Below are 21360 nucleotides of genomic sequence, written 5' to 3' on the forward strand. Positions count from 1 at the left end.
AGAAAAACTTATCTTGTGACGGGGCTGTTTCTTTTTGTTGCAAACGGTTGGCATTTGCTAAAACAGCAGTTAACCTGAGAGCGTTACTCCCTCGATATCACAATGGAAACTCGTCATGTTTGAGAACATTACCGCTGCTCCAGCTGATCCAATTCTTGGTTTGGCCGATCTGTTTCGCGCCGATGACCGTCCGACAAAAATTAACCTCGGCATTGGTGTTTATAAGGATGAAACGGGTAAAACTCCGGTTTTAACCTGTGTTAAGAAGGCGGAGCAGTATCTGCTGGAAAATGAGAACACCAAGAACTACCTCGGCATCGACGGTATTCCAGAGTTTGGTAACTGCACCCAGGAATTGCTGTTCGGGAAAAACAATGCTCTGAGTGCTAACAAGCGCGCTCGTACGGCACAAACCCCTGGTGGTACTGGCGCGCTGCGTGTTGCCGCTGACTTCCTCGCTAAAAACACCACAACCAAACGTGTGTGGGTGAGCAACCCAAGCTGGCCGAACCACAAAAGCGTCTTTAACTCCGCTGGCCTGGAAGTGTGCGAGTATGATTATTACGATGCACAGAACCACTCTCTGAATTTCGATGGCCTGGTCAACAGCCTGCAAGCTGCACAAGCGGGCGACGTAGTTTTGTTCCACGGTTGCTGCCATAACCCGACCGGTATCGACCCAACAGCTGAGCAATGGAAAGTCCTGGCAGAGATGTCTCTGGCCAAAGGCTGGTTACCGCTGTTTGACTTTGCATACCAGGGCTTTGCCCGTGGTCTGGAAGAAGATGCAGAAGGCCTGCGTATCTTCGCAGCAAGCCATCAAGAGCTGATTGTGGCAAGTTCCTACTCTAAGAACTTCGGCCTCTACAATGAGCGTGTAGGTGCCTGTACGCTGGTTGCTGCTGATGCAGATACCGTTGACCGTGCATTCAGCCAGATGAAATCTGTGATTCGTGCGAACTACTCTAACCCACCAGCTCACGGTGCATCGGTTGTAGCAACGATTCTTAGCAACGATGCCCTGCGTACTCTTTGGGAACAAGAGCTGTCCGACATGCGCCAGCGTATTCAGCGTATGCGTCACCTGTTTGTAAATACCCTGCAAGAGAAAGGCGCTAATCGCGACTTCAGCTTCATCATCAACCAGAACGGCATGTTCTCGTTCAGCGGCCTGACTAAAGAGCAGGTACTGCGTTTACGTGAAGAGTTTGGTGTGTATGCAGTAGCATCCGGCCGAGTAAACGTAGCAGGTATGACGCCAGACAACATGGCGCCACTGTGCGAAGCGATTGTCGCTGTACTGTAAGCCAGAATAGATAAAAAAAGAGCCGCGCAATGCGGCTCTTTCTATTTCTCCGGCCTGATTTACCAGACCGGTAATTCGTCTTGCAAGAAGGGGTTGTGCAGGCGTTCGTAACCGAGTGTCGATAATGGCCCATGACCTGGAATAAACGTCACATCATCGCCCAATGGCAATAACTTACGTTTAATTGAGTCGATGAGTGCTGCATGATTGCCCTGCGGGAAATCGCTACGCCCCACTCCACCTTTGAAAATCACATCACCGGAAATCAGTAACTGGGATTGAGCATCAAAGAAAACAACGTGGCCAGGTGTATGGCCCGGGCAATGCAGAACCTGTAAGGACACATTCCCTACCGACACCGTGTCGCCTTCGTTCAGCCAGCGATCTGGCGTCAGCGGCAAACACTCTTCGAGGCCAAACATTTGGCTTTGTGCCGGCAAACCCTGCAACCAGAATTCGTCTTCTTTTTCCGGCCCAACCACAGGAACACCATAGTGCTCAGCCAGTTCAGCAGCGGCTCCAACATGATCAAGATGGCCATGAGTTAACAGGATCTGCGTAATTGTCACGCCTTTCGCAGTAACTTGCTGTTTGATCTTTTCGGCTTCACCGCCTGGATCAACCAATGCTGCCTGCTGAGTTTCTTCGCACCAAATCAGAGAACAGTTTTGGGCGAATGCGGTGACCGGAATAATGTGATAGTTCATGACGCTCCAATACCGGCAACGCTCGCCGGATTCCGTTGTTTTACCAGTTCCTTAGTGGCCCGGTATCAATATGCACAAAGTTGCTGCTTGGGTAGTATCCTACACCACCAGCGCGCATAGATAATGCTGCTTTGCGAACATTGCTTAACGAAATCCCTTCAATATGAAAATCCATTGCCTGGCCTTTGGTGTGATAGCTCTTTTTAGCTACACCTCGGCTGTGGGCACGTAACTCATTGTTCGTGTCCAGGGAGCGATAACCAGATACCAGTTGCACCGGTTTGTTGGTTCCTAACAAACCTTGCAGGCGATAAAGCTGGTCAAATAATTTAGGGTCGATGGATTTGATTTTGTTTGCGCGATAATCACGGAAGAAATGATTAAGCCTTGCTAATTCATCCTGAATATAGCCTTTACCATCGAAAAATTCAGCCTTCAATGACTCCCCGGTATGCAGGTTATTAAGAGTCAGAATGCGTGGGCGCGGTGTTGATAGCATGGCAAACGCTTGTGTTGGTAACAGCGAGGCGCCTAAAGCCACGCCACCCAACGCCAGCAGCTTGCGGCGGTTTGCGTCAAATTTGTCCATGATGTCCAGGTCTACAGGTAAAAAACGATCGAATAATATGCACTTTGGGCGCACTGCTGGGCACCTTAACCGCCAAAACAAAGCGAGTCAAGGCGTGCAAAACCCAGTAAAACCGGGCCCTGTAGAGGACCCTGAAGGGCTAAGCAATTATTACGACCGCTAATTCATTAGAATTACTGCATTTAGCGTATTAATAGTTCAGCTTTTGAAAGGATTTGTGCGCCTGATCGCGCGGTGAGATCATAATTGTAAATATCTGTACGGAACTGTGTGCGTCCGTCGTCACCAACAAAAGCAGTCAGGTAATAGAGACTCACCGGGATGGTTTGACGAATATTCACGTATTTAGTATTGCCATCTTTCAGTTGACTTGAAATCCGGGCATCGTTCCATCCTGCGTCTTGCAACAACATGCTTGCCAGCTCAGAGGCTTTGTTGACTCGTACACAACCTGAACTCAACGCTCGCGCATCTTTCTGGAACAAGGTGTGGTTTGGCGTGTCATGCAAATAGATAGCGTCAGAACTCGGCATATTAAACTTGTAACGCCCTAACGAGTTCTGTACCCCAGGTTTTTGCTGGAAGCGGAAAGGCAAGTTGCTGGCAGTAATCGTTTCCCAATCAACATGCCATGGGTCGATTGCTTCTGCATTATTACTCCAACCGCGAAGCACACTGTAACCATGACGGTCGAGATAGCCTGGGTCCTGGCGAACTTTTGGCAAAATATCGTTGCGTGCAAGTGTTGGTGGAACATTCCACGGCGGGTTAACGACCACATTATTAAGCGCACTGCTCATCATTGGCGTTTTGCGATCAGGTCGCCCAACAATCACCCGCGAAGCCAATACTTCACTACCGTTAAGGTAATAGCTCAACGAGTAGTTAGGAATATTGACCATAATGCCAGTGTCGAGTTTCTTCGGAAGTAAGCGCAAACGTTGAATATTTAACGCCACCAGCGACGCACGTTGTTGCGGTGTGACGTTCAGCCAGTCGCGTGTTAATTGCCCGATTGAGCCATCAACACCCAAGCCTTGCCACTTCTGGAAACGTTTTACACCTTCAACCAGCTCTTTGCTGTAGGCACTTCGTACCGCTGGAGTTGATTTCTTTTTCTTCCCAGCCACTGCATCTGGCGTCTGTTGCGCGGTTTGCTCGCCGTCTATCTGAATAGCTGACGGGCTAACGGCAACCGCATTCTTAGAAGCACTGTCGCGATCAGGAAGGGGAATCGAAGGTTCGGCCTGCAACATGCCGGTACGCGCGAGTATTTCCCGTAGCGCTGGAACATCATTGCTCCACTGGCCGGGACGCAGAGTTTCAGCGCTGGTCAATTGAGGCCATGGGCGCGAGTCAGTGAGTAAGTGCACCAACGACTGGTGCAGCTTGGCGTATTGCGGATGCTGAGGGGCTAGCGTTTCAACAAAACTGACTAGCGTCCCTTGATCTACCGCCACTTGCCATTGGTTAATTACCGAGATAGGCGGAGTTTGCAGCTTGTAAGGCTTAGCGCTGTACAACCAGCGATTGCCTTCCGTCGGAATGCCTTAAACAAATTGCAAATAACCCATCATCGCATCAGACAATACAATATCGCGCGATAACCCCGTGACAGACGGATCGGTAAGCAGTTCTACCCAAGTAGTAAACTGTGGTTGGATGCCAGAAATGGCAACTTCGGCAAGTTGCTGCTGGAAGGCCTTCACGGCATCGCGATTCTCCCACATCGGTTTCATCTCGCGGGCAGCGTAAAATGCAGACAACGCATTTAGATAAACCGGGGTGTAGCCCGCAGGTAAATGCGCCACGAGCTGAGAACGGCTTTGTGCGGCAGACATGCCGGTAGAATTTAGCGGCAACACTCCCACCATGGTAGCGGTAGCAGCAGATTGCGGTATTGGTTGGTCTGGCGAGCTGGTAGGTTCAATGCTCACAGCAGAGCTGTCAGAAGGAACGACCGCTGGCTCATCGGCCTGCGCCATAAACAGTGGAGCGAAACTCAGTGCCAGCCCGTAACCGAGCGCTGACAGCTTAAAACCGTGCAATTTTGTTAGCAACATCCCTTGCCCCCTGTTTATACCTGTTTTTACATCACCCAGCTTTTGTCGCTGGGTTTTAATAATCAGTATATAAACAGCGAATATTATTTGCCCGTATAAATGTAAATAAAATTAAAGATTAAGAATTCTGAGAAAAGAAAACGCGGGCCGTAGCCCGCGATTTTTATGATGCCTCTATTGTGCCGGCAACCGGCTCGGGAAGCGGTGGTGCAAAGCCCCTGAGTCCTACAACATGGACGTGTTCATGATTCTGAACAACCTTACGTACCAACTTGTAGGTGGTGCCTTTTTCCGGGCTGATGTTCTCTGGCGCTGCAATGATCAGTTGCATTTCAAGTCGCTCACACAGCTCAAACAACGTAGCAATTGACTTCGCATCCAGTCGTGCCGCCTCATCGAGGAACAGTAAACGGCATGGGGAGATATCTTTACCACGCAGTCGGCGCGACTCTTCTTCCCAACTCTGAACAACCATTACCAGTATAGACATACCGGTACCGATAGCTTCACCGGTCGACAATGCGCCACTTTCCGCACGCAACCAGCCATCTGAACCACGGTTTACTTCAACTTCCATTTCCAGGTAATTGCGATAATCGAGCAGCTCTTCACCAATAGTTTGTGGCGTCCGCTGGCCCATATCAATTTGCGGATTCAGGCGTTGATACAGTTTCGCTAATGCTTCCGAGAAGGTCAGACGGTTGCTGTTAAACAGATCCTGATGTTGCTCATGCTGTTCTGACAGTACATCCAGTAATGTTGCATGCGTTTCACGCACGTTCACATTTAAACGCACGCTGTTTACCTGGCCAAAGGAGACGCTTTGCAACCCTTGGTTAAGCATACGGATGCGGTTCTGCTCGCGCTGAATCGTCTTGCGAATGATGTTCGCCGCACTGCGCGAACTGATTGCCAGTTTTTGCTCACGAGAGGTCAATTCTTCCGTCAGACGGCTCAGCTCAATTTCCATCTGCTCGATAGCTTCGACAGGATCATCGGTACGGATAATATCCTGACGAATACGTTCGCGCAGATGCTGATAAACCGCGACAAAGAACTGAATTTTGCGCTCAGGTCGTTTTGGATCTTCTGACATACGAAGCACATCGCGCAGATGTTCGTTATCCGCAACAGCAAGGCGCAAAGCACCCAACGCTTTATCCGAGATTGAACGAAGCTCGTCGCCGGTGACATAGGCCAACTCGCGGCGATGCAAACGACGCTCTACGCCATTTTCTTTCACCATGCGCATCACGGCACACCAGCCTGCTTTCGCGGTGACAACTTGCTCACGCATTTCGAAATAGCTGCGCTCAAGTTGCTTGAGCTTGCGGGTCAGGTTGCTCATTTCCGCTTCACACATGGTCAGCGCTTTTTCGAGCTGATTACGGCGTGAACGGTTATTGCTCAACGCCGTGTGCAGTTCATCTCGGCGGGCGCGTGCACGTTCTTCTGCCCCGATATCCGCACGAACGCCGATATCCTGCAGCTCTTTATGCAGGTCGGTTAACAGCTCTTTTTTGGTGTCAAAGGAGCTTTTCAACGACGCCATTAACTGGCTGAACTGACTCAGTTGCTGTGCATGGCTACGCAGTGCCTCACGCGAACGGGTACGCTCAGCTTCAGCATGCTCAAGGCGGTTACGCAGTTTTTCATTCAAATCGCTATTGCCATCGAGCATAGCGGCTGAGTCAGAGTAACCAAAGTGCGCACGACGCTGCACCACTTCGGTCAATGCGAACGCCTGCTGGCGCGCATCGCGCTGAACTTGTTGCGCGTACTGATAATCTTCTTTTAGCTGTTCGAACTGCTCAGGGTCACTTTGCAATACCGAAGCCACAGCTTCGAGTTTAACCAACTGATTACCGAACTGATGGAGGAAACGCGCGGCTTCATCTGCTTCATCCAGACGTTCACGAATTTCGTCACAGCGATCGGCCAGAGTTTCGTCATTGAGCAAACTGATACGAGGCAACAGACGGTTAAGTTGATCAACCCCTTCTTTAGCCTGTTCAAATTGCTGACGCTGTTGCTGATTGTCATTTTCGTGGTTGTTGATAGCGCGTTCAACTTCACCACGACGAGTGTTGAGCTGACGAATTTCCACTTCTGGATCATCATCAAATGCCACACCCAAATGTTGCCCAATAAAGCGGCTAAATGACTGGTGTAAACGCTGAGATTTCTGAACATCAAACGACAAAGTCGCGAAACGTTCCGCCAGGGTTTCACGCTCGGCATGGAGGTTTTCAAGGCGATTCTCACGTGCTGCACGGCCAAACAGAGGCAACACTGGCAAACGAGAATAACGCCACTGGCGCTCGGCAGTTTTTACCAGAACAGCAGCATTAAGCTCTTCAACGGTAAACACGCTGTCATCGAATGAAGATGGGTCCCCTTCAATCAGATACAGGTCTTCCGGGCAATCTTCGAGATTATCCAGTTGATCGCGAACCAGTGACAAATCTGGCACCACGATTGCGTGACGCGATGGGCCATACAACGCAGAGAAGTACGGTGCGTCATCGATGCTAATGTCGTCATAAATCTCTGACAACAACACGCCGCCAAAGCGTTCAGCCAAGGCATTTAAACGTGGATCTTCAGCGCCACCAGGTTGGCTAAGACGTTCAATTTCATCGTCGATAGCACGTTTACGCGCACCAACTTCATCACGCTCAACCGTAACTTCACGCTCACGCTCAAGCAGTTGCTGCATGTATTCAGTAACTTGCTGGCTACTTTCAAACTGCTCATGGCTCTGCTCGCACAACTGTGTGAGGCTGGTTTGTGCCGCAAGCCAGATTGGCGCGCGGCTTTGGAGGCGTTTAATACGAGACTGAATCTGCTCTTGTTCCTGACGCAAGTTGGCACGCTGGTCGCTGGCGTCAGAAACGCGTTGCTGTAATGTCTCGATGCGTTCAGAAAGTTCTTCGTGCAACACTTCCAAATCTTCAGGATCGAAGTGTTTGCCCTGACGCTTGCAGAACTCAGCAAACATGCGTTCGGCTTCTTGCTGTTCGCGCAGGCGTTGTTCAAGTTCATTAAGGCGCGCTCTGAGCGGCTGAACTTGTTCCATCAGGTGACGCTGGTTATTGCTGTCACGTAGTAATTCACGCGCAACATTCCAGGCTTCACTACGGCTCACTGGGCCATTAATAGCAGTGACTAGCTGATAAGCATGCTCAAACTGGCTATGCGCCGTTTGTGCCACACTCATTTTCTGCTCAAGTGTTAGAAGTTTTTCGGTTGTTTCCTGCTCTTTCGCCTGGAATGTTTCCAGCCACTCTTCCGCACTTTCAGCAGTCAAATCTGGCAAGTGACAAAGCGCACGCGCGCGTTCAAGTGCTTGCAATGCTTGCTGGTATTGAATAGCACGCGTCTGCTGCACATCAAGTGCTTGCTGGTAATCGGCCAGTTGGTTTTTCAGCTCGTCGACTTCCAGCTCGGCAGCTTCCGCGCGGGCTTCGTTCTCTTCTTGCTGCTCTGAGGCTTCGGCAACAATTTCATTTTGTTCTTCGAGGCGCATCTGCAGTTCATCGAGATCAGCTTCGTAACGCTCGATTTTTTCCTGCTGGCGAATCGCCGTTTGCACCAGATTCAGGTGGTCACTGGCCGCCTGGTAATCTGTTTCCAGATCCCCTTCCGAGCCGCTGTGTTCAGCAAGCTCACGCGCCATCTCGACATGTTTGTATTGTTCAGCAGCCAGTTGCTTACGGCTGGTCAACAATTCACGGCGGAATTCGAGCGCCTTATCTAAATGAATGCGGCGTTCGTTGGCATGACGCATGTAGTCCGCAGCCACATAGTTGGTGGCTTCAGAAATCAAATGCTTAAACAGGTCACGGTCAGACTGGGTGACGCGAATCGCTTCAAGCGTCATACGGTTTTCACGCAAAGCCGCTTCCATATCCTGGAAGGCTTTACGCACACCGCCGTTTTCTGGCAACAGGTAGTCGCGCAGTGAACGAGTAATGGCACTGGAAATCCCGCCATACAGCGAGGCTTCAATCAGGCGATAGTACTTGCTACGGTCCGAGGCGCTGCGCAGACGACGCGCGACAATACCCAAATCGAACATCAGCGAGTGGTAATCAGTAATCGAGTTGAACTGTTTAAATTGAACGCCTTCGATGGCTTCCACTTTATCTTTCAGTTCTTGCAGACTCAGAACGCGAGCCTGACGTTCGTTTAGCGTTTCCGTCAGCAACTGAGTCGGCTGAATAGAGGACGGTAAACCTTGAATCGCAAACGGCTTAATATCGACTTTACGGTCGCGGCCAGCCACTTGTTGCAGACGCACACCGACCACAACACGCTGATTACGTGAGTTGACCACATCGAGCAAGGAGTAGCAGACACCCGCTTTTAACTTGCCGTGCAGACCTTTATCACGTGAACCTGATGTAGCCCCCGCTTCGGTGGTGTTACGGAAGTGCAACAGTGTTAAGTCCGGGATTAGCGCAGTTACAAACGCCGCCATAGTAGTGGATTTACCGGCACCATTACCGCCAGAAAGCGTGGTCACCAGTTCATCTAAATCAAAAGTACGCGCGAAGAAACCGTTCCAGTTAATCAGCGTTAGTGAGCGAAACTTACCGCGTTCAATCATTCCTGTTCATCCTCCGCGTTATCTGAAGCCAATTGCGACTCTTCAGTTTCATCATTGAGTTGCAAACGAGTCTCTACCGGCATCGCTTCACCATCACGGATCATGCGGAGTTGCGCTTCACGCGCATCGTCGCCAGCACGTACATCGGCACCAAAGCGGAATACTGATTCGGTAATGCGGAATTTGCTGCTGTCATGGCCCATAAACCAGATCATACCAAGACGGCGTAAACGCGTTAATGAGGCACGGACTTTTTCTTGCAGCTTTTGACGGTCAAGATCTGAGCCAGTAGAACGGTTATTCACAAGCTTAAGCAGCTTGTTTTCATCCGCAAGCGTCAGCAGCTCATCGTACAACTCAGCCTGCGTAAAAATACCTTCGTTCGCCAGACGTTCCGGACTCAAATAGAGGTAACAGAGAATCTTACCCACCATCATGTCCAGCTCAGATAGCACTGAGCGCGGGATCAATGTGGTGGAGCGCGGACGCAAATAGAAGAAACCTTCCGGCGCGCGAATCAACTCCACGTTATAACGGGTATAGAACTCTTCCAGTTCATCCTGGAAGTCCATCAAATAAGCATGATTATCCAGTTCATCGAGCCCAACATGGCGACCTGCGCGCAGTTGGCTATCGAGTGCTGGAAATAACGGATTGGCCAACGCCTGTGCCAGTTTTACTGGCATCACTTTTTCAATATTTGTTGATGACATGCGCCTGTACCTTGGCTCCGTAATCGTTAATTGCCTGCCACTGTGGCGGCAAGCCAGTAAAGTCTGCTTCAGCCACACCCAGACGTACTGCCTGGTCGACTACGATTCTCGCCACATCAAAATGGCGTGCGCGTGGGTATTGCGCCAGATAGTCCCGCATGACAACGCCCAAATCTAGTGGCACTTGTCTGGTTTTGTAGACCTGAAGTGCAGCCTCGATCATTGCGGCGAGTTGTTCACGGATTTCATTGAACTCTTCAAATTCCAGATCGCTTGGCAGTTCGCCCATAACTTCATCGTCACGCAACGTCATTTCTTCATCGCGCATATCCAGCAGACGATCGGCGTTAGCGTAGGTCAGAGCCCATGGCGCATCGAAATAGTTTTGAACCGACACACGCAGGCGTTGCGCAAAGACGCGGTTTTTATCCATATCGATGGCGGTACGAATGAATTTATGAACATGGCGGTCATAACCAATCCACAGGTCGATAGCCTGCTGGCCCCAACTGACGATGCGGTCGAGTTTGCTTTGCAGATCAAACACCAGACGGTCAACAAAGTGCAGATCGTCGCGGCCCAGAATTGAATCTTGAATACGCAATAAATTTGCCTGCAATTTATCGCCCGCAGCTTCCAGGGTGTCCTGCAACTCACGTAACGTACCCGATGTTTCGGAAAGCAGCATTTCACAGCTGGAGATGGCCGCACGCCAGTCTTTATTCAGCAGTTGCGCGATATCATCTTTAACCTGTTGCTGGTGTTCATCCATGATGCGCTGTGTGAGATCGATGCTGTCAAAAATCTCGGCGACGGAATATTTCAATGGCGCGAACACGTTTCGATGCCAGTGGAATTCGTCACCACCTTCATCTGCTGAGTCGGCTGCACGTTTCAATTCGCCTGCAACTATCGACAATTGCATAGATAAACGCAGCGTTGAAAACTCACGCTGGCGGATGTAGTAATCGGTAATGCCAATACCGAGGGGCGTCAGGCGATAAATGGCATTGCCTTCATTGATTTCACTGACGAAACGGTTGATCAAACGCTGGCGCACCATGTCATTGATGGCGTTGTTGGCACGAACGTTAATTGTTTCGCTGGTTTGATCAAAGCCTTCGCTCACGTAACGGAAAGCGTCAATCAGCTCGCCTTCACTCATTTCGCCGTCTAGCCGCTCACCGTTTAGGGTCGCGATCGCCAACAGAAACGTCAGACGCTCTGTGGGTAGCGAAATCGAGTAGTCATTTTTCCTGGCCCAGGCAACCAGCTCCGGCACTGTCTGGGAAACATCACTCATAATTTTTCCTTGGCTCAAGCGGCTTGATTGCTGTCACGTGGATATAGCGGCCGAGGCTAACAAAAGGTTCCTGGCGGCAATAACGCGTTTCCAGTTCAAGCAAATTCTCAAAACCATCGTGTTGTTTATGCTTATCACGCAAGTAATCGTGGAATACTCGCACACCGGTTTTACCGGTAATCTGCCAGCCAATTTGCTCCAGCCAGTGATAGACCTGTTCTGGCTGTAGCGGATTGTCAGGCGAAAGCGTTTTCCGTTTGTTCTTTTTCATACCCTGAAGAACATATTCAAAGTTGCCGACAAACATGTTCCGCATCAGCAAGCCGTTAGCATTGTAGAACATCAGAGATAATGCACCGCCGGGTGCAAGGCAATCCCATAATGTTTTGAGTACGGCTTGCGGATCTACGACCCATTCCAGCACCGCGTGAAACAATATCAGATCAACCGGTTTTTCCAAATGTTGGCCAATATCCTGAGCGGAGGAATGTACGAAATGCATGTTGTCGCTCACACCTTTCTCTTCGGCCTGAGCCTGAGCCCGGGAAATCATCTCAGCGGAAACATCACAAAGCAGAACTTCGTGGCCCCGCTGCGCAAGACCACACGCCGTTTGCCCTTCGCCGCCACCCGCATCCAAAACGCGGATTTTTTCAGGCATGGTTGCCAGCAAAGCATCAAGGTCTTGCCATAAGATGGCTTGGCGGAGCTGTCCTTTGGTTGTACCGTAAATGTTGCGTGAGAACTTCTCAGCAATATCATCAAAATTGCGGTCACGCACGGGTACGGCTCCATGGGGGAAAAGGGTTCATACGAGAAAGTGGGTATTTTGGCACAGCTGCGCCAGGAATGAACCCGTCTGGTGTAATATCACCAGCGTTTGCCTACTATATGGCTAAAAAGGACCCATAATTCATGCTTTTTATCCTGAAAAAATTTATTGGTGGGCTACTGCTGCCTCTCCCTTTTTTATTATTGATGATGGGGGTGGCGCTTTGCTTGTTGTGGTTCACTCGTTGGCAAAAAAGCGCCAAAGCGCTATTAAGCGTGAGCTGGTTAGTTTTACTGCTAATTAGCCTGCAACCGGTGGCCGATAAAATGCTCAAGCCCATCGAGGATACCTACCCAACGTGGCGTGGTAGCGAAAAAGTCGATTATATCGTGGTACTCGGCGGCGGCTATACATGGAACCCAGAATGGGCACCAAGTTCCAATCTCATCAGCAATAGTTTGCCTCGCCTGGCCGAAGGGGTGCGCTTATGGCATGCAAATCCAGGTTCGAAAATGATCTTCACGGGCGCCAGAGCAATGACCAACCCGGTGAGTACCGCTGAAGCGGGTGCGCGAGTTGCCGAAAGTTTAGGTGTACCGCGCTCGCAAATAATTACCCTTGATGAACCAAAAGATACTGAGGAAGAAGCCGCTGCGGTGGCAAAAACGATTGGCCAGCAACCATTCTTATTGGTGACTTCAGCTTCCCACCTACCAAGGGCGATGATTTTCTTCCGCAATGCCGGTTTGCACCCTATTCCTGCACCAGCTAACCAATTGGCAATTGAATCACCGCTAAATCCTTGGGAGCGCATAATTCCATCGCCAATTTGGTTAATGCATAGCGACCGTGTTGGCTACGAAACCCTCGGTCGCATATGGCAGTGGTTGAAAGGGCCGTCAGGCGATCCAGGGAAGTAAGTTTTTCGCAGCCACATCGAAGGCGGGTCGATTAAGTCGGCCCGTCTGTAGTAATTGTGCTACGCCATCCCACAGAATATACAACCAACGTCGCCACAGAAATGACTCCGCAACCGGAGCTCGTTGTAAATAATGCCACAGCAGGCTTTCTGACTGGCCGGGCTCAAACAAACGAAATATTTCATATTCACGCGGCGCCCAAAGCATGGTTCCAGGATTGACCATCGCCAGAAGCTGATCGCTACGCCCATCTTTTAACATACTGCTAAGCGTAAAGTTGCCATGCACCAGTACACAGTTGTCGTTAAAGTCTTCGAATAAACGCGGCAAACACTCGCGGGTGCGGAATAAAATGCGCCTGTCTTGCATCGTCAGGCCATTATTGGGGTATTGATTGATGGTTGCCCACAATGTTTCAACATGCTGCCGATACCATGATGGCCAGATATTTTCTTGTGTGTTGTCGACGTTGCCGACACATCCACGGCTATCGACGCGATGCCAGGCGAGAAGCCCTTCAACAATTTGATCTTTTAGATGATCCCAACGATCGGGGGTGCGAGTTGGCGCTTCAACAGGAACACCTCGTAGGCGCTCCATTAACAGCACATCTGGCCCCGGCGTCTCGTCATGAGTCACCACGCCATAAACCACAGGCATGCGAATCGTTCCGGAACGCGCTAGCATGGATATTTTCCAGGCTAGCTGAGCTGCGAGCCCCGGAGTACTAAAACTTTTAGCCAGCAATGACATCGCATTGCCGTCACTGTCATACAGCGACCACAAGGTGCTATTTGGCTGTTCATTGATACATTCAATCCGGCTTAGTTTTTCACCCAGCAGATGACTCAATTCCTTGCGTAGCAACTCCATGACTCATTACCCCTGACAACACTGGTGGTTTTATAATGAGCCTGCGCACGAAAGTTGTCATCACCTCAGATCAATATGCCTTCAGATAATAAAAAACCGGCGCTCAGCACCGGTTTTTTTCTAAGCATTGATACCTGCAGATTAAATCATCGCTTGTCGTACACGTTCTAAATCTTCTGGCGTATCAACACCAATACTCGGGACTTCTTTCGCAACCGCAACATGGATTTTTTCACCATTCCACAGTACGCGTAACTGTTCGAGCATTTCGATTTGCTCAAGCTGGCTTGGCTCCCAGGTCACGTAGCGGCGGATGAAACCTGCGCGATAGCCGTAGATACCGATGTGACGTAAAAGGGAATCACCGATCTGTTCACGCGATTGTGCAAAGCGGTCTCTGTCCCATGGAATGGTCGCACGAGAGAAATAGAGCGCGTAACCCTGCGCATCCATCACCACTTTTACTGCATTCGGGTTAAACGCTTCTTCAGCGGAGTCGATTGGCACAGCAAGCGTTGCCATACCCGCCTGACTGTTCGCAAGATTGCTGGCAACCTGGCTAATGATCGCCGGTGGGATCATTGGCTCATCGCCCTGCACATTCACAATCACGGTGTCATCGCTAAAACCGCATTTTTCAATGACTTCAGCAAGACGCTCGGTGCCGGACTGATGATCAGCGCGAGTCATACAAACTTCGCCGCCCGCGGCTTCCACTGCACGAGCAACATCCTCATGATCGGTTGCCACAATGATACGTTCAGCACCCGATTCGCGAGCACGTTCCATAACGTGAACGACCATCGGTTTGCCATTGATATCTTTTAGCGGTTTGCCCGGCAAGCGTGTAGAAGCGTAGCGAGCAGGAATTATGGCCACAAAACTCATGGATTTTTCTCGTCAGAGGTCAGAACTCGAGCTTCAGTCTCCAGCAGCACTGGAATACCATCGCGCAGTGGAAACGCCAGATGATCAGGTTTGCAGATAAGCTCCTGCTTTTCCTGATTAAAGTAGAGCTTGCCGTTACAAACCGGACAAGCAATGATTTCAAGTAATCGATGATCCATGGTTACTCCAGAATGGCTGCCATCAAAGGCAGCAGAATAACATAACTTACTCGCTCTCCGGGCTAATTTCCCAGCCTTCACCCCAGGATGCCGCTAACGTGGCGGGAATATTCCCGAGGCGAATCAAGGTTGCACCCTGCCAATGAGCAAAATCGTTTAGTGCCTTGTGTAAGCCGTTAATCAATGATTGCTCAGGCTTAATACCTTCTTCAAGATAGAGACTGATAATTTCCAGCTCGTCACTCTTGCGATGCATTTTGGCGTCCATTCTTCCCACCAACGCGCCTTGATGTAACAGCGGCAGGACAAAATATCCGAACTTGCGCTTAATCGCCGGGGTATAACATTCGAGGCGATAAGAGAAGTTAAACAACACTTCGGCACGCTTACGGTCCCAGACGACAGGATCGAACGGCGATAGCACCGCACTATGAGTGGCACGCAGGGTATTTTTCTCAGCTTTTTCCAGCAAAGGCCATAGATCGCGGTGCAACCACATTTCGCCAATTCCCTCGACATCAACGGGAATGACGATGCCCTTTACCTGCCATTGAGCTAGCAGTGGCTTGATTGAGACATGCTTCAGGCGATAATAATCAGCCAGCCATTCAGTACGAAAAATGCCAAGGCTGCGCGCGCTGTTTTCCAGCATTTGCTGTTCGGCATCGGCTTGCTGTATGAGGTGCAAATCGTCATTCCAGTGCGGCATCACCCGTGAGGTAAGATCGTATACACGCTGGAAATTGCGGCGCTCGACCACCATCACTTTCCCTGCGGTAAATAGGCCTTCAAGATGCTTTTTATGTGGTTTCCATTCCCACCAGCCGCTGGCACCTTTGCGAGGGTGCTCAAAATCAGCGGAGCGCACCGGGCCATTGATCTCGATGTGTGTTAAGAGTTTCTCGATCTCATTGGCGTGCACCACCATCCATTCCGCGCGGTATTTCCAGCCCATTTTTTCGGGATTGAGCATGCGGTGGCGTATCAGCGAAAAATCTTTTCTCGGTAAAAAACAGGCTTCATGCGCCCAATACTCCATCAAATAACCATTCACCAGCGCATCATCAAGCCAGGTTTGTGGGTAACTGCCTAATCGGCTGAACAGCACCAGGTAAGGGCTGCGCGCAACAATATTGATGGTATCAATTTGCAGAAGGGACATGCGGGAAATAGTGGCAACAACATCGGCGGGTTTAGCACGGCGACGAGGCTTTACTAATAAGCCTTGTGCCGCAAGGTGCAGATGACGTGCGGCACGTAAAGTCAGTTGCGGTACAGACATGGAAGATACCTGTCGTCAGCAAACTCAAATGCTGATGCAGTAACGTAGACTTATCGCACCAGCGCCAATAATGACTGCAATAATTCGTCGGCCTGGGGTTGTGCAAGATGTGCGTCGACCGGCAAATACCACCAGTTATCGTGCCCTGTAACGAAAACACGGCATTTAACTGCATCTTTTTCAGTCATCAGTAAGGTTTGCCCCGGCTGGACTAATTTAACTACATCACTTTCACTCAGAGCCTGATGGTCTGCGAGGCTAACCGTATTAACTGGAGTCACGCCACATTGCTGCAAAGTAGCAAAAAAACGAGGCGGATGGCCAATTCCTGCCATCGCGACCACGTTTTCCAGTGTGTGTACAGGTCGGTGCTCACCAGTAAGCAAATTAACCGCATCGCCCGGGCGCAGCGTCATGGCTATTTCACCAGTCTGAGCATTGCCACCATTGGTGATAATTGCATCGACAGAAGCAAGGCGCCCCGTTCTCTCACGCATTGGACCGGCAGGAAGCCACCAACCGTTACCGAACCGCCTGACACCATCAACAACCACAATTTCTTTATCACGCCCGAGGGCGTAATGCTGCAAACCATCGTCGGTGATAATCAGCTGCGGTTGTACTTTCTCCACCAGCATTTGCACAGCATCACTTCGACAGGGCGCAACCGCTACAGCAGCACCAGTGCGTTGATAAATAAGGACGGGTTCATCGCCTGCCTGCAACGTCGCCGTGTTCTGGTCAAGTAACAACGGATAATGCTCAGATTTACCGCCATAACCGCGAGAAACAACACCAACGCGAACTCCGCGCTCCTGTAGCTGTTCAACAAGCCAGATAACAACCGGCGTTTTACCGTTACCTCCGGCAGTCAGGTTACCCACGACCACCACAGGTACCGGCGCACACCAGGTTTTTTAAAACCTAATCGATAACTAAGACGAATAGCACCGCTCACCAGGCCATAAAGCCAGGAGAGCGGTAAGAGCAAAAGGTAGATAGGAGATTTCCCCGACCAAATGCGCTCTATCATTGGCCGAATTGCATCCTGTGCAATTGCGCGTAAACACCGCGATGCTCAATCAGTTCTGCGTGTGGGCCACGTTCCACGATACGGCCATCTTCAACAACCACGATTTCATCCGCCTGTTCAATGGTTGATAAGCGGTGAGCAATTACCAGCGAAGTACGGTTTTTCTGGAGTTCATCAAGTGCCGCCTGAATAGCACGTTCTGATTCAGTATCCAGCGCAGAGGTCGCTTCATCCAGAATCAGGATTGGGCTATCACGCAACAATGCGCGGGCAATAGCGATGCGCTGACGCTGACCACCTGAAAGCAACACGCCATTTTCACCAATGACAGTATCAAGGCCATTTTCCATTTTATTGATGAAGTCCATGGCGTAGGCCATGCGCGCGGCATTCTCGATATCGCTACGGCTATACTGTTCAGTACGTGCGTAAGCAATGTTGTTGGCAATCGTGTCATTAAACAAATGGACGTTTTGTGAAACCAGAGCAACCTGGTTACGCAAAGAAGATAAGGTGTATTCACGAATATCTACGCCATCAATGGTAATGCTACCTTCCTGAATATCGTAAAAACGCGTCATCAGGCTGGCGATGGTTGATTTACCTGAGCCGGAACGCCCCACCAGTGCCACTGTTTTACCAGCTGGAATGGTCAGGTCGATTTTACGCAGAGCAGGTATTTCACGACCAGGATAGGTAAAGGTCACGTCACGGAATGCAACATCACCTTTCGCACGTTCAATGACGCGAGTTCCTTCGTCTTTCTCTTGCTCGGAATCGAGAATTGAGAACAGAGTCTGGCATGCCGCCATACCGCGCTGGAACTGGGCGTTGACGTTAGTCAGCGATTTCAGTGGGCGCATCAGGGCAATCATAGAAGAGAACACAACGGTGATAGTACCCGCTGTCAGCGTTTCCATGACACTTGGGAAGCTTGCCGCATAAATCACGAACGCCAGCGCCAGAGATGCAATCAGCTGAATAATCGGGTCAGAAATAGACGAAGCAGATACCAGTTTCATTCCCTGGCGACGCATACGGTTACTGACTTTGTTGAAACGCTCGGTTTCCACTTCCTGACCGCCAAAAATCAATACTTCTTTGTGGCCTTTCAGCATCTGCTCTGCACTGGTCGTTACCTGCCCCATCGTGTTTTGCATATTTTTGCTGATGTTACGGAAACGTTTGGAGACCATGCGAATAGCAAAGGAAACGATAGGCGCAAGGACTATCAGGATCAGCGAAAGCTGCCAGCTATACCAGAACATCAGCACGAATAGGCCAATGATGGAGGCGCCTTCACGTACAACTGTTATCAATGCGCTAGATGAAGATGACGCAACTTGTTCAGAGTCGTAGGTAATACGGGAAAGCAGTGTACCTGTGGACTGTTGATCAAAGAACGAAACTGGCATTCCCATCATATGGCTGAACAAGCGACGACGCATATTCATTACTACCTGCCCTGAAACCCAGGAAATGCAGTAGCTTGAGACATAGCTTGTGATACCGCGCATCACCATAAGCCCGATGACAACCAGTGGCATCCATAACAAAACGGATTTATCCGTTTTACCAAAACCATCATCCAGTAACGGTTTGAGCAGCGATAACATAAACGTATCGCTGGCTGCGTTGAGGATTAACGCAATCCCAGCCACGATCAGACCAGCTTTAAAAGGCGCAATCATCGGCCATAGACGGCGGAAGGTCTGCAATGTGGAGAGATCTTTATCGTTCTGCATTAAGTCGAACCAGCATTTGATGAAATAGCCGCATATTCTACCCATTATCCCGAGATACACCAAACCACTGATGATACCAACGGGGTGAAATTTGTGCTCTGAAGCTATTGATTTGCCATTTATCACTATTTATGTCGATAGTGAGTTGGCCCGATTGCGCGGTGTCATACCATTTGTACCCCTGCGACTGGTAACGTTGAACTACTTTTGCAGAGGGCAAATGCCAGGCGTTATAGCGCGATGAAGAAGATAACGCAGCACTTCCAGCGACGGCACGTAACAAAGGTGCACTCGAAGATGTACGGCTACCATGATGAGGGACCTGAATAATATCAGCATGTAAGGTACCCCATCGCCTCTTCAGCATAGCTAATTCCGCTTCAGCTTCCACATCTCCGGTTAATAAAATGCGAACGTTACCGTCACTGACCATCACCACGCATGAACCATTATTACCTTTCATGGCTGGCTGTGCAGGAGGCCACTGGACGGTAAATTGTAAACCCTGCCATTGCCATTGATCCCCTTGAAAACATGAGTGATGCCCTTCCCAGCGCAGCGGGCTGCGAATTTTTAGTGCTGGCCATGCACGTTGCAAACTGGGCAAACCACCACGGTGGTCAAGATGTTCATGACTGATGACCACTTGTTCGAGCGATAAATGGTGCCAGCGCAACCAGGGAATAATAATTTGCTGGCCTACGTCACCTTCAGGCCAGGCGTTGCCGGTATCGTATAGAAATACTTTTCCCTGCCGGACAATAGCAATTGCCAGCCCATGCCCTACGTCCAGCATAGTGACTTGCCACAAACCATCTTTTTCTTCTGTTCGCAAAGTGGGCATAACCAATGACACCATCAGAGCCATTATTGACAGGCACGAACTGCGCCACAAGGCTAAACGATGAATAACAACAGCTAGCCAACCACTCAAACTCAGAACCTGAAACCGTTTATCAACGTCCAGCCAACCTTCAGGCAGCAGAGAAAGAGCCTTGAAAAGTAGAGCCAGCAAGCGATCGACGCCCCACCAGAGATATTCTCCTGCCCACGGAATATCGGTAATGACCAGGCCTGCCAGCAACGCTGGGACCACGACAAATGAAATCAGTGGCACTGCGAATAGGTTCGCGATCAATGCGCTAAGACTCATCCCATGGAAAATTAATATCTGCAGCGGCATCAGTAAAAACATGATGCCAATTTGCAGATGCAATAAGGCTAATGGATATCGATAAAACCATTTTGCAGTCTTCAGGCTTCCAGGTAGTGGTATCCACTGATACCAAAAAATCAGTGCGGCTACGGCCAGTGCCGATAACCAAAAGCTATCTGACATAACCGTCAGAGGGTCGGATATCAAAATCCCGCTTATGCAGCAGAGCCAGACCTCCCAACCAGACCAGTTTCTGCCTTTTAGCCGGAGCAATAGCCATATTATTACGCCAATGAATGCCCTTATCGCGGGTGGGTTTCCTCCGGCAAGCCAGGTATAAATCCCTGCGGCGAAAACACTGGCGATTAACGGTAACCTGAAATGAATACGGTGCGCCGGGAAACTCAGTTGCACTAAACGTGCAACTAACCACCCCATCATCGCTGCCAGTGAAATATGCATCCCTGAAATAGCCATCAGATGTGCGGTTCCCGTCTGGCGCAACAGGTTCTTTTGCTCGTCGCTCATTCCAGACCGCTCTCCAAATGCCAGCGCCAGAATGATGCCCTGATAAGGCAACGACTGGGTTATGGCGGTGACATTAGCAAGCCAACGGGCACGCAAATTACAGCTTCCTGTCACGCTTTGGGTCGAGATAATACGCGCACTGAGCGGTTGGCGCTGAGCAAGCGCATAGCGTTGACTATCAAAACCCCCAACATTGAGTTGCCCGTGCACAGGGCGCAGATGCACTTTCATGCGCCAGCGCTGTCCTGCGCATGTGCTATTTGGGAAGTATTCTCCCCGAACTCGAATACCAACAGATGGGAAAACTCTTAGCCCTTCCAGCGATACTATTCTCAACTCATGATTCTCTTTGCCATCGCTGCGGTCCATAACCGCCTCCACAGTTACGGGTTTGCCTGTCCACTTTTCGAAGGGTGCCAGGCTTTCTTTTGCATTGATTAGCGCCCAGCAAAAGCACAGCAGAATAAACGCGACATAACGCGCTAAGCGGTACGGAATAAAGGCAATGCATAAAGAGGCAGCGAGCAGCGCGGCTATAACTGGAAATTGTGGGATAGCGGCTAACCACATTAATGGCGCGATGCCGATAATTGAGCAAAAGCAGAACCCTGTTAGATTCCTCACATGCACCTCCTTGTTAGAAGGAGTTTGAGGCATCCTGGTATTGGCGTCTGTAGGGGGTTCTTAACTG

General features: G+C 50.1%; 14 protein-coding genes and 2 pseudogenes. 2 read left to right on the top strand and 14 right to left on the bottom strand.

Going from position 1 to position 21360, the window contains the following annotated elements; genetic code table 11:
* Positions 1-115 precede the first annotated feature (115 nt).
* A complete protein-coding gene (locus AC0IXI_RS16235) occupies positions 116-1306 on the top strand; it encodes an amino acid aminotransferase (protein ID WP_471682782.1) in 1191 nt (396 codons plus the stop codon).
* Between the two features lie 59 nt (positions 1307-1365).
* On the opposite strand, the gene AC0IXI_RS16240 is transcribed toward AC0IXI_RS16235, so the two are convergent.
* From AC0IXI_RS16240 to cmoM, 7 genes and pseudogenes are all read right to left on the bottom strand, one after another.
* Complete coding sequence (locus AC0IXI_RS16240; RefSeq protein WP_064517553.1) at positions 1366-2013, bottom strand: MBL fold metallo-hydrolase; 648 nt, start codon at positions 2011-2013, stop codon at positions 1366-1368.
* A gap of 40 nt (positions 2014-2053) precedes the next feature.
* A complete protein-coding gene (gene mepK, locus AC0IXI_RS16245) occupies positions 2054-2602 on the bottom strand; it encodes a peptidoglycan L,D-endopeptidase MepK (protein WP_064517688.1) in 549 nt (182 codons plus the stop codon).
* 182 nt (positions 2603-2784) lie between these two features.
* Positions 2785-4665 (bottom strand): annotated as a pseudogene (gene ldtD / locus AC0IXI_RS16250) (L,D-transpeptidase).
* A 163-nt stretch (positions 4666-4828) separates the two neighbouring features.
* Positions 4829-9277 (bottom strand): chromosome partition protein MukB, encoded by a 4449-nt coding sequence (gene mukB, locus AC0IXI_RS16255; RefSeq protein WP_471682783.1) that lies wholly within the window; start codon positions 9275-9277, stop codon positions 4829-4831.
* Positions 9274-9990, bottom strand: a complete 717-nt coding sequence (mukE, locus tag AC0IXI_RS16260; RefSeq protein WP_064517544.1) for a chromosome partition protein MukE — start codon at positions 9988-9990, stop codon at positions 9274-9276. Before mukE ends, mukB begins: the two co-directional genes overlap by 4 nt.
* The gene (mukF, locus tag AC0IXI_RS16265) at positions 9971-11293 is read right to left on the bottom strand and encodes a chromosome partition protein MukF (RefSeq protein ID WP_064517543.1); all 1323 of its coding nucleotides are present in this window, start codon (positions 11291-11293) and stop codon (positions 9971-9973) included. Before mukF ends, mukE begins: the two co-directional genes overlap by 20 nt.
* Positions 11286-12074, bottom strand: a complete 789-nt coding sequence (cmoM, locus tag AC0IXI_RS16270; RefSeq protein ID WP_064517542.1) for a tRNA uridine 5-oxyacetic acid(34) methyltransferase CmoM — start codon at positions 12072-12074, stop codon at positions 11286-11288. Before cmoM ends, mukF begins: the two co-directional genes overlap by 8 nt.
* 134 nt (positions 12075-12208) lie before the next feature.
* On the opposite strand from cmoM, the gene elyC reads away from it, so the two are divergent.
* On the top strand, positions 12209-12985 hold the full coding sequence (gene elyC / locus AC0IXI_RS16275; protein ID WP_424222499.1) for an envelope biogenesis factor ElyC: 777 nt from the start codon (positions 12209-12211) through the stop codon (positions 12983-12985).
* On the opposite strand, the gene AC0IXI_RS16280 is transcribed toward elyC, so the two are convergent.
* The 7 genes and pseudogenes from AC0IXI_RS16280 to AC0IXI_RS16310 form a co-directional block, all read right to left on the bottom strand.
* Entirely contained in the window at positions 12965-13858 is an 894-nt protein-coding gene (locus AC0IXI_RS16280; protein WP_424222498.1) for a YcbJ family phosphotransferase, read from the bottom strand. The genes elyC and AC0IXI_RS16280 overlap by 21 nt on opposite strands.
* A gap of 141 nt (positions 13859-13999) precedes the next feature.
* Complete coding sequence (gene kdsB, locus AC0IXI_RS16285) at positions 14000-14746, bottom strand: 3-deoxy-manno-octulosonate cytidylyltransferase (RefSeq protein WP_064517535.1); 747 nt, start codon at positions 14744-14746, stop codon at positions 14000-14002.
* On the bottom strand, positions 14743-14925 hold the full coding sequence (gene ycaR / locus AC0IXI_RS16290; RefSeq protein WP_034456356.1) for a protein YcaR: 183 nt from the start codon (positions 14923-14925) through the stop codon (positions 14743-14745). Before ycaR ends, kdsB begins: the two co-directional genes overlap by 4 nt.
* A gap of 46 nt (positions 14926-14971) precedes the next feature.
* A complete protein-coding gene (locus tag AC0IXI_RS16295) occupies positions 14972-16207 on the bottom strand; it encodes a winged helix-turn-helix domain-containing protein (RefSeq protein WP_422568856.1) in 1236 nt (411 codons plus the stop codon).
* A gap of 50 nt (positions 16208-16257) precedes the next feature.
* Positions 16258-17240, bottom strand: a pseudogene (lpxK, locus tag AC0IXI_RS16300) (tetraacyldisaccharide 4'-kinase).
* Positions 17237-18985 (bottom strand): lipid A ABC transporter ATP-binding protein/permease MsbA, encoded by a 1749-nt coding sequence (gene msbA / locus AC0IXI_RS16305; protein WP_064517525.1) that lies wholly within the window; start codon positions 18983-18985, stop codon positions 17237-17239. Before msbA ends, lpxK begins: the two are co-directional and overlap by 4 nt.
* 37 nt (positions 18986-19022) lie before the next feature.
* Positions 19023-21293 carry a ComEC family protein gene (locus AC0IXI_RS16310; RefSeq protein ID WP_471682784.1) on the bottom strand — a complete coding sequence of 757 codons (2271 nt, stop codon included), beginning with the start codon at positions 21291-21293 and terminating at the stop codon, positions 19023-19025.
* Between the last annotated feature and the right edge of the window lie 67 nt (positions 21294-21360).

This window comes from Buttiauxella sp. AC038, assembly GCF_979253565.1.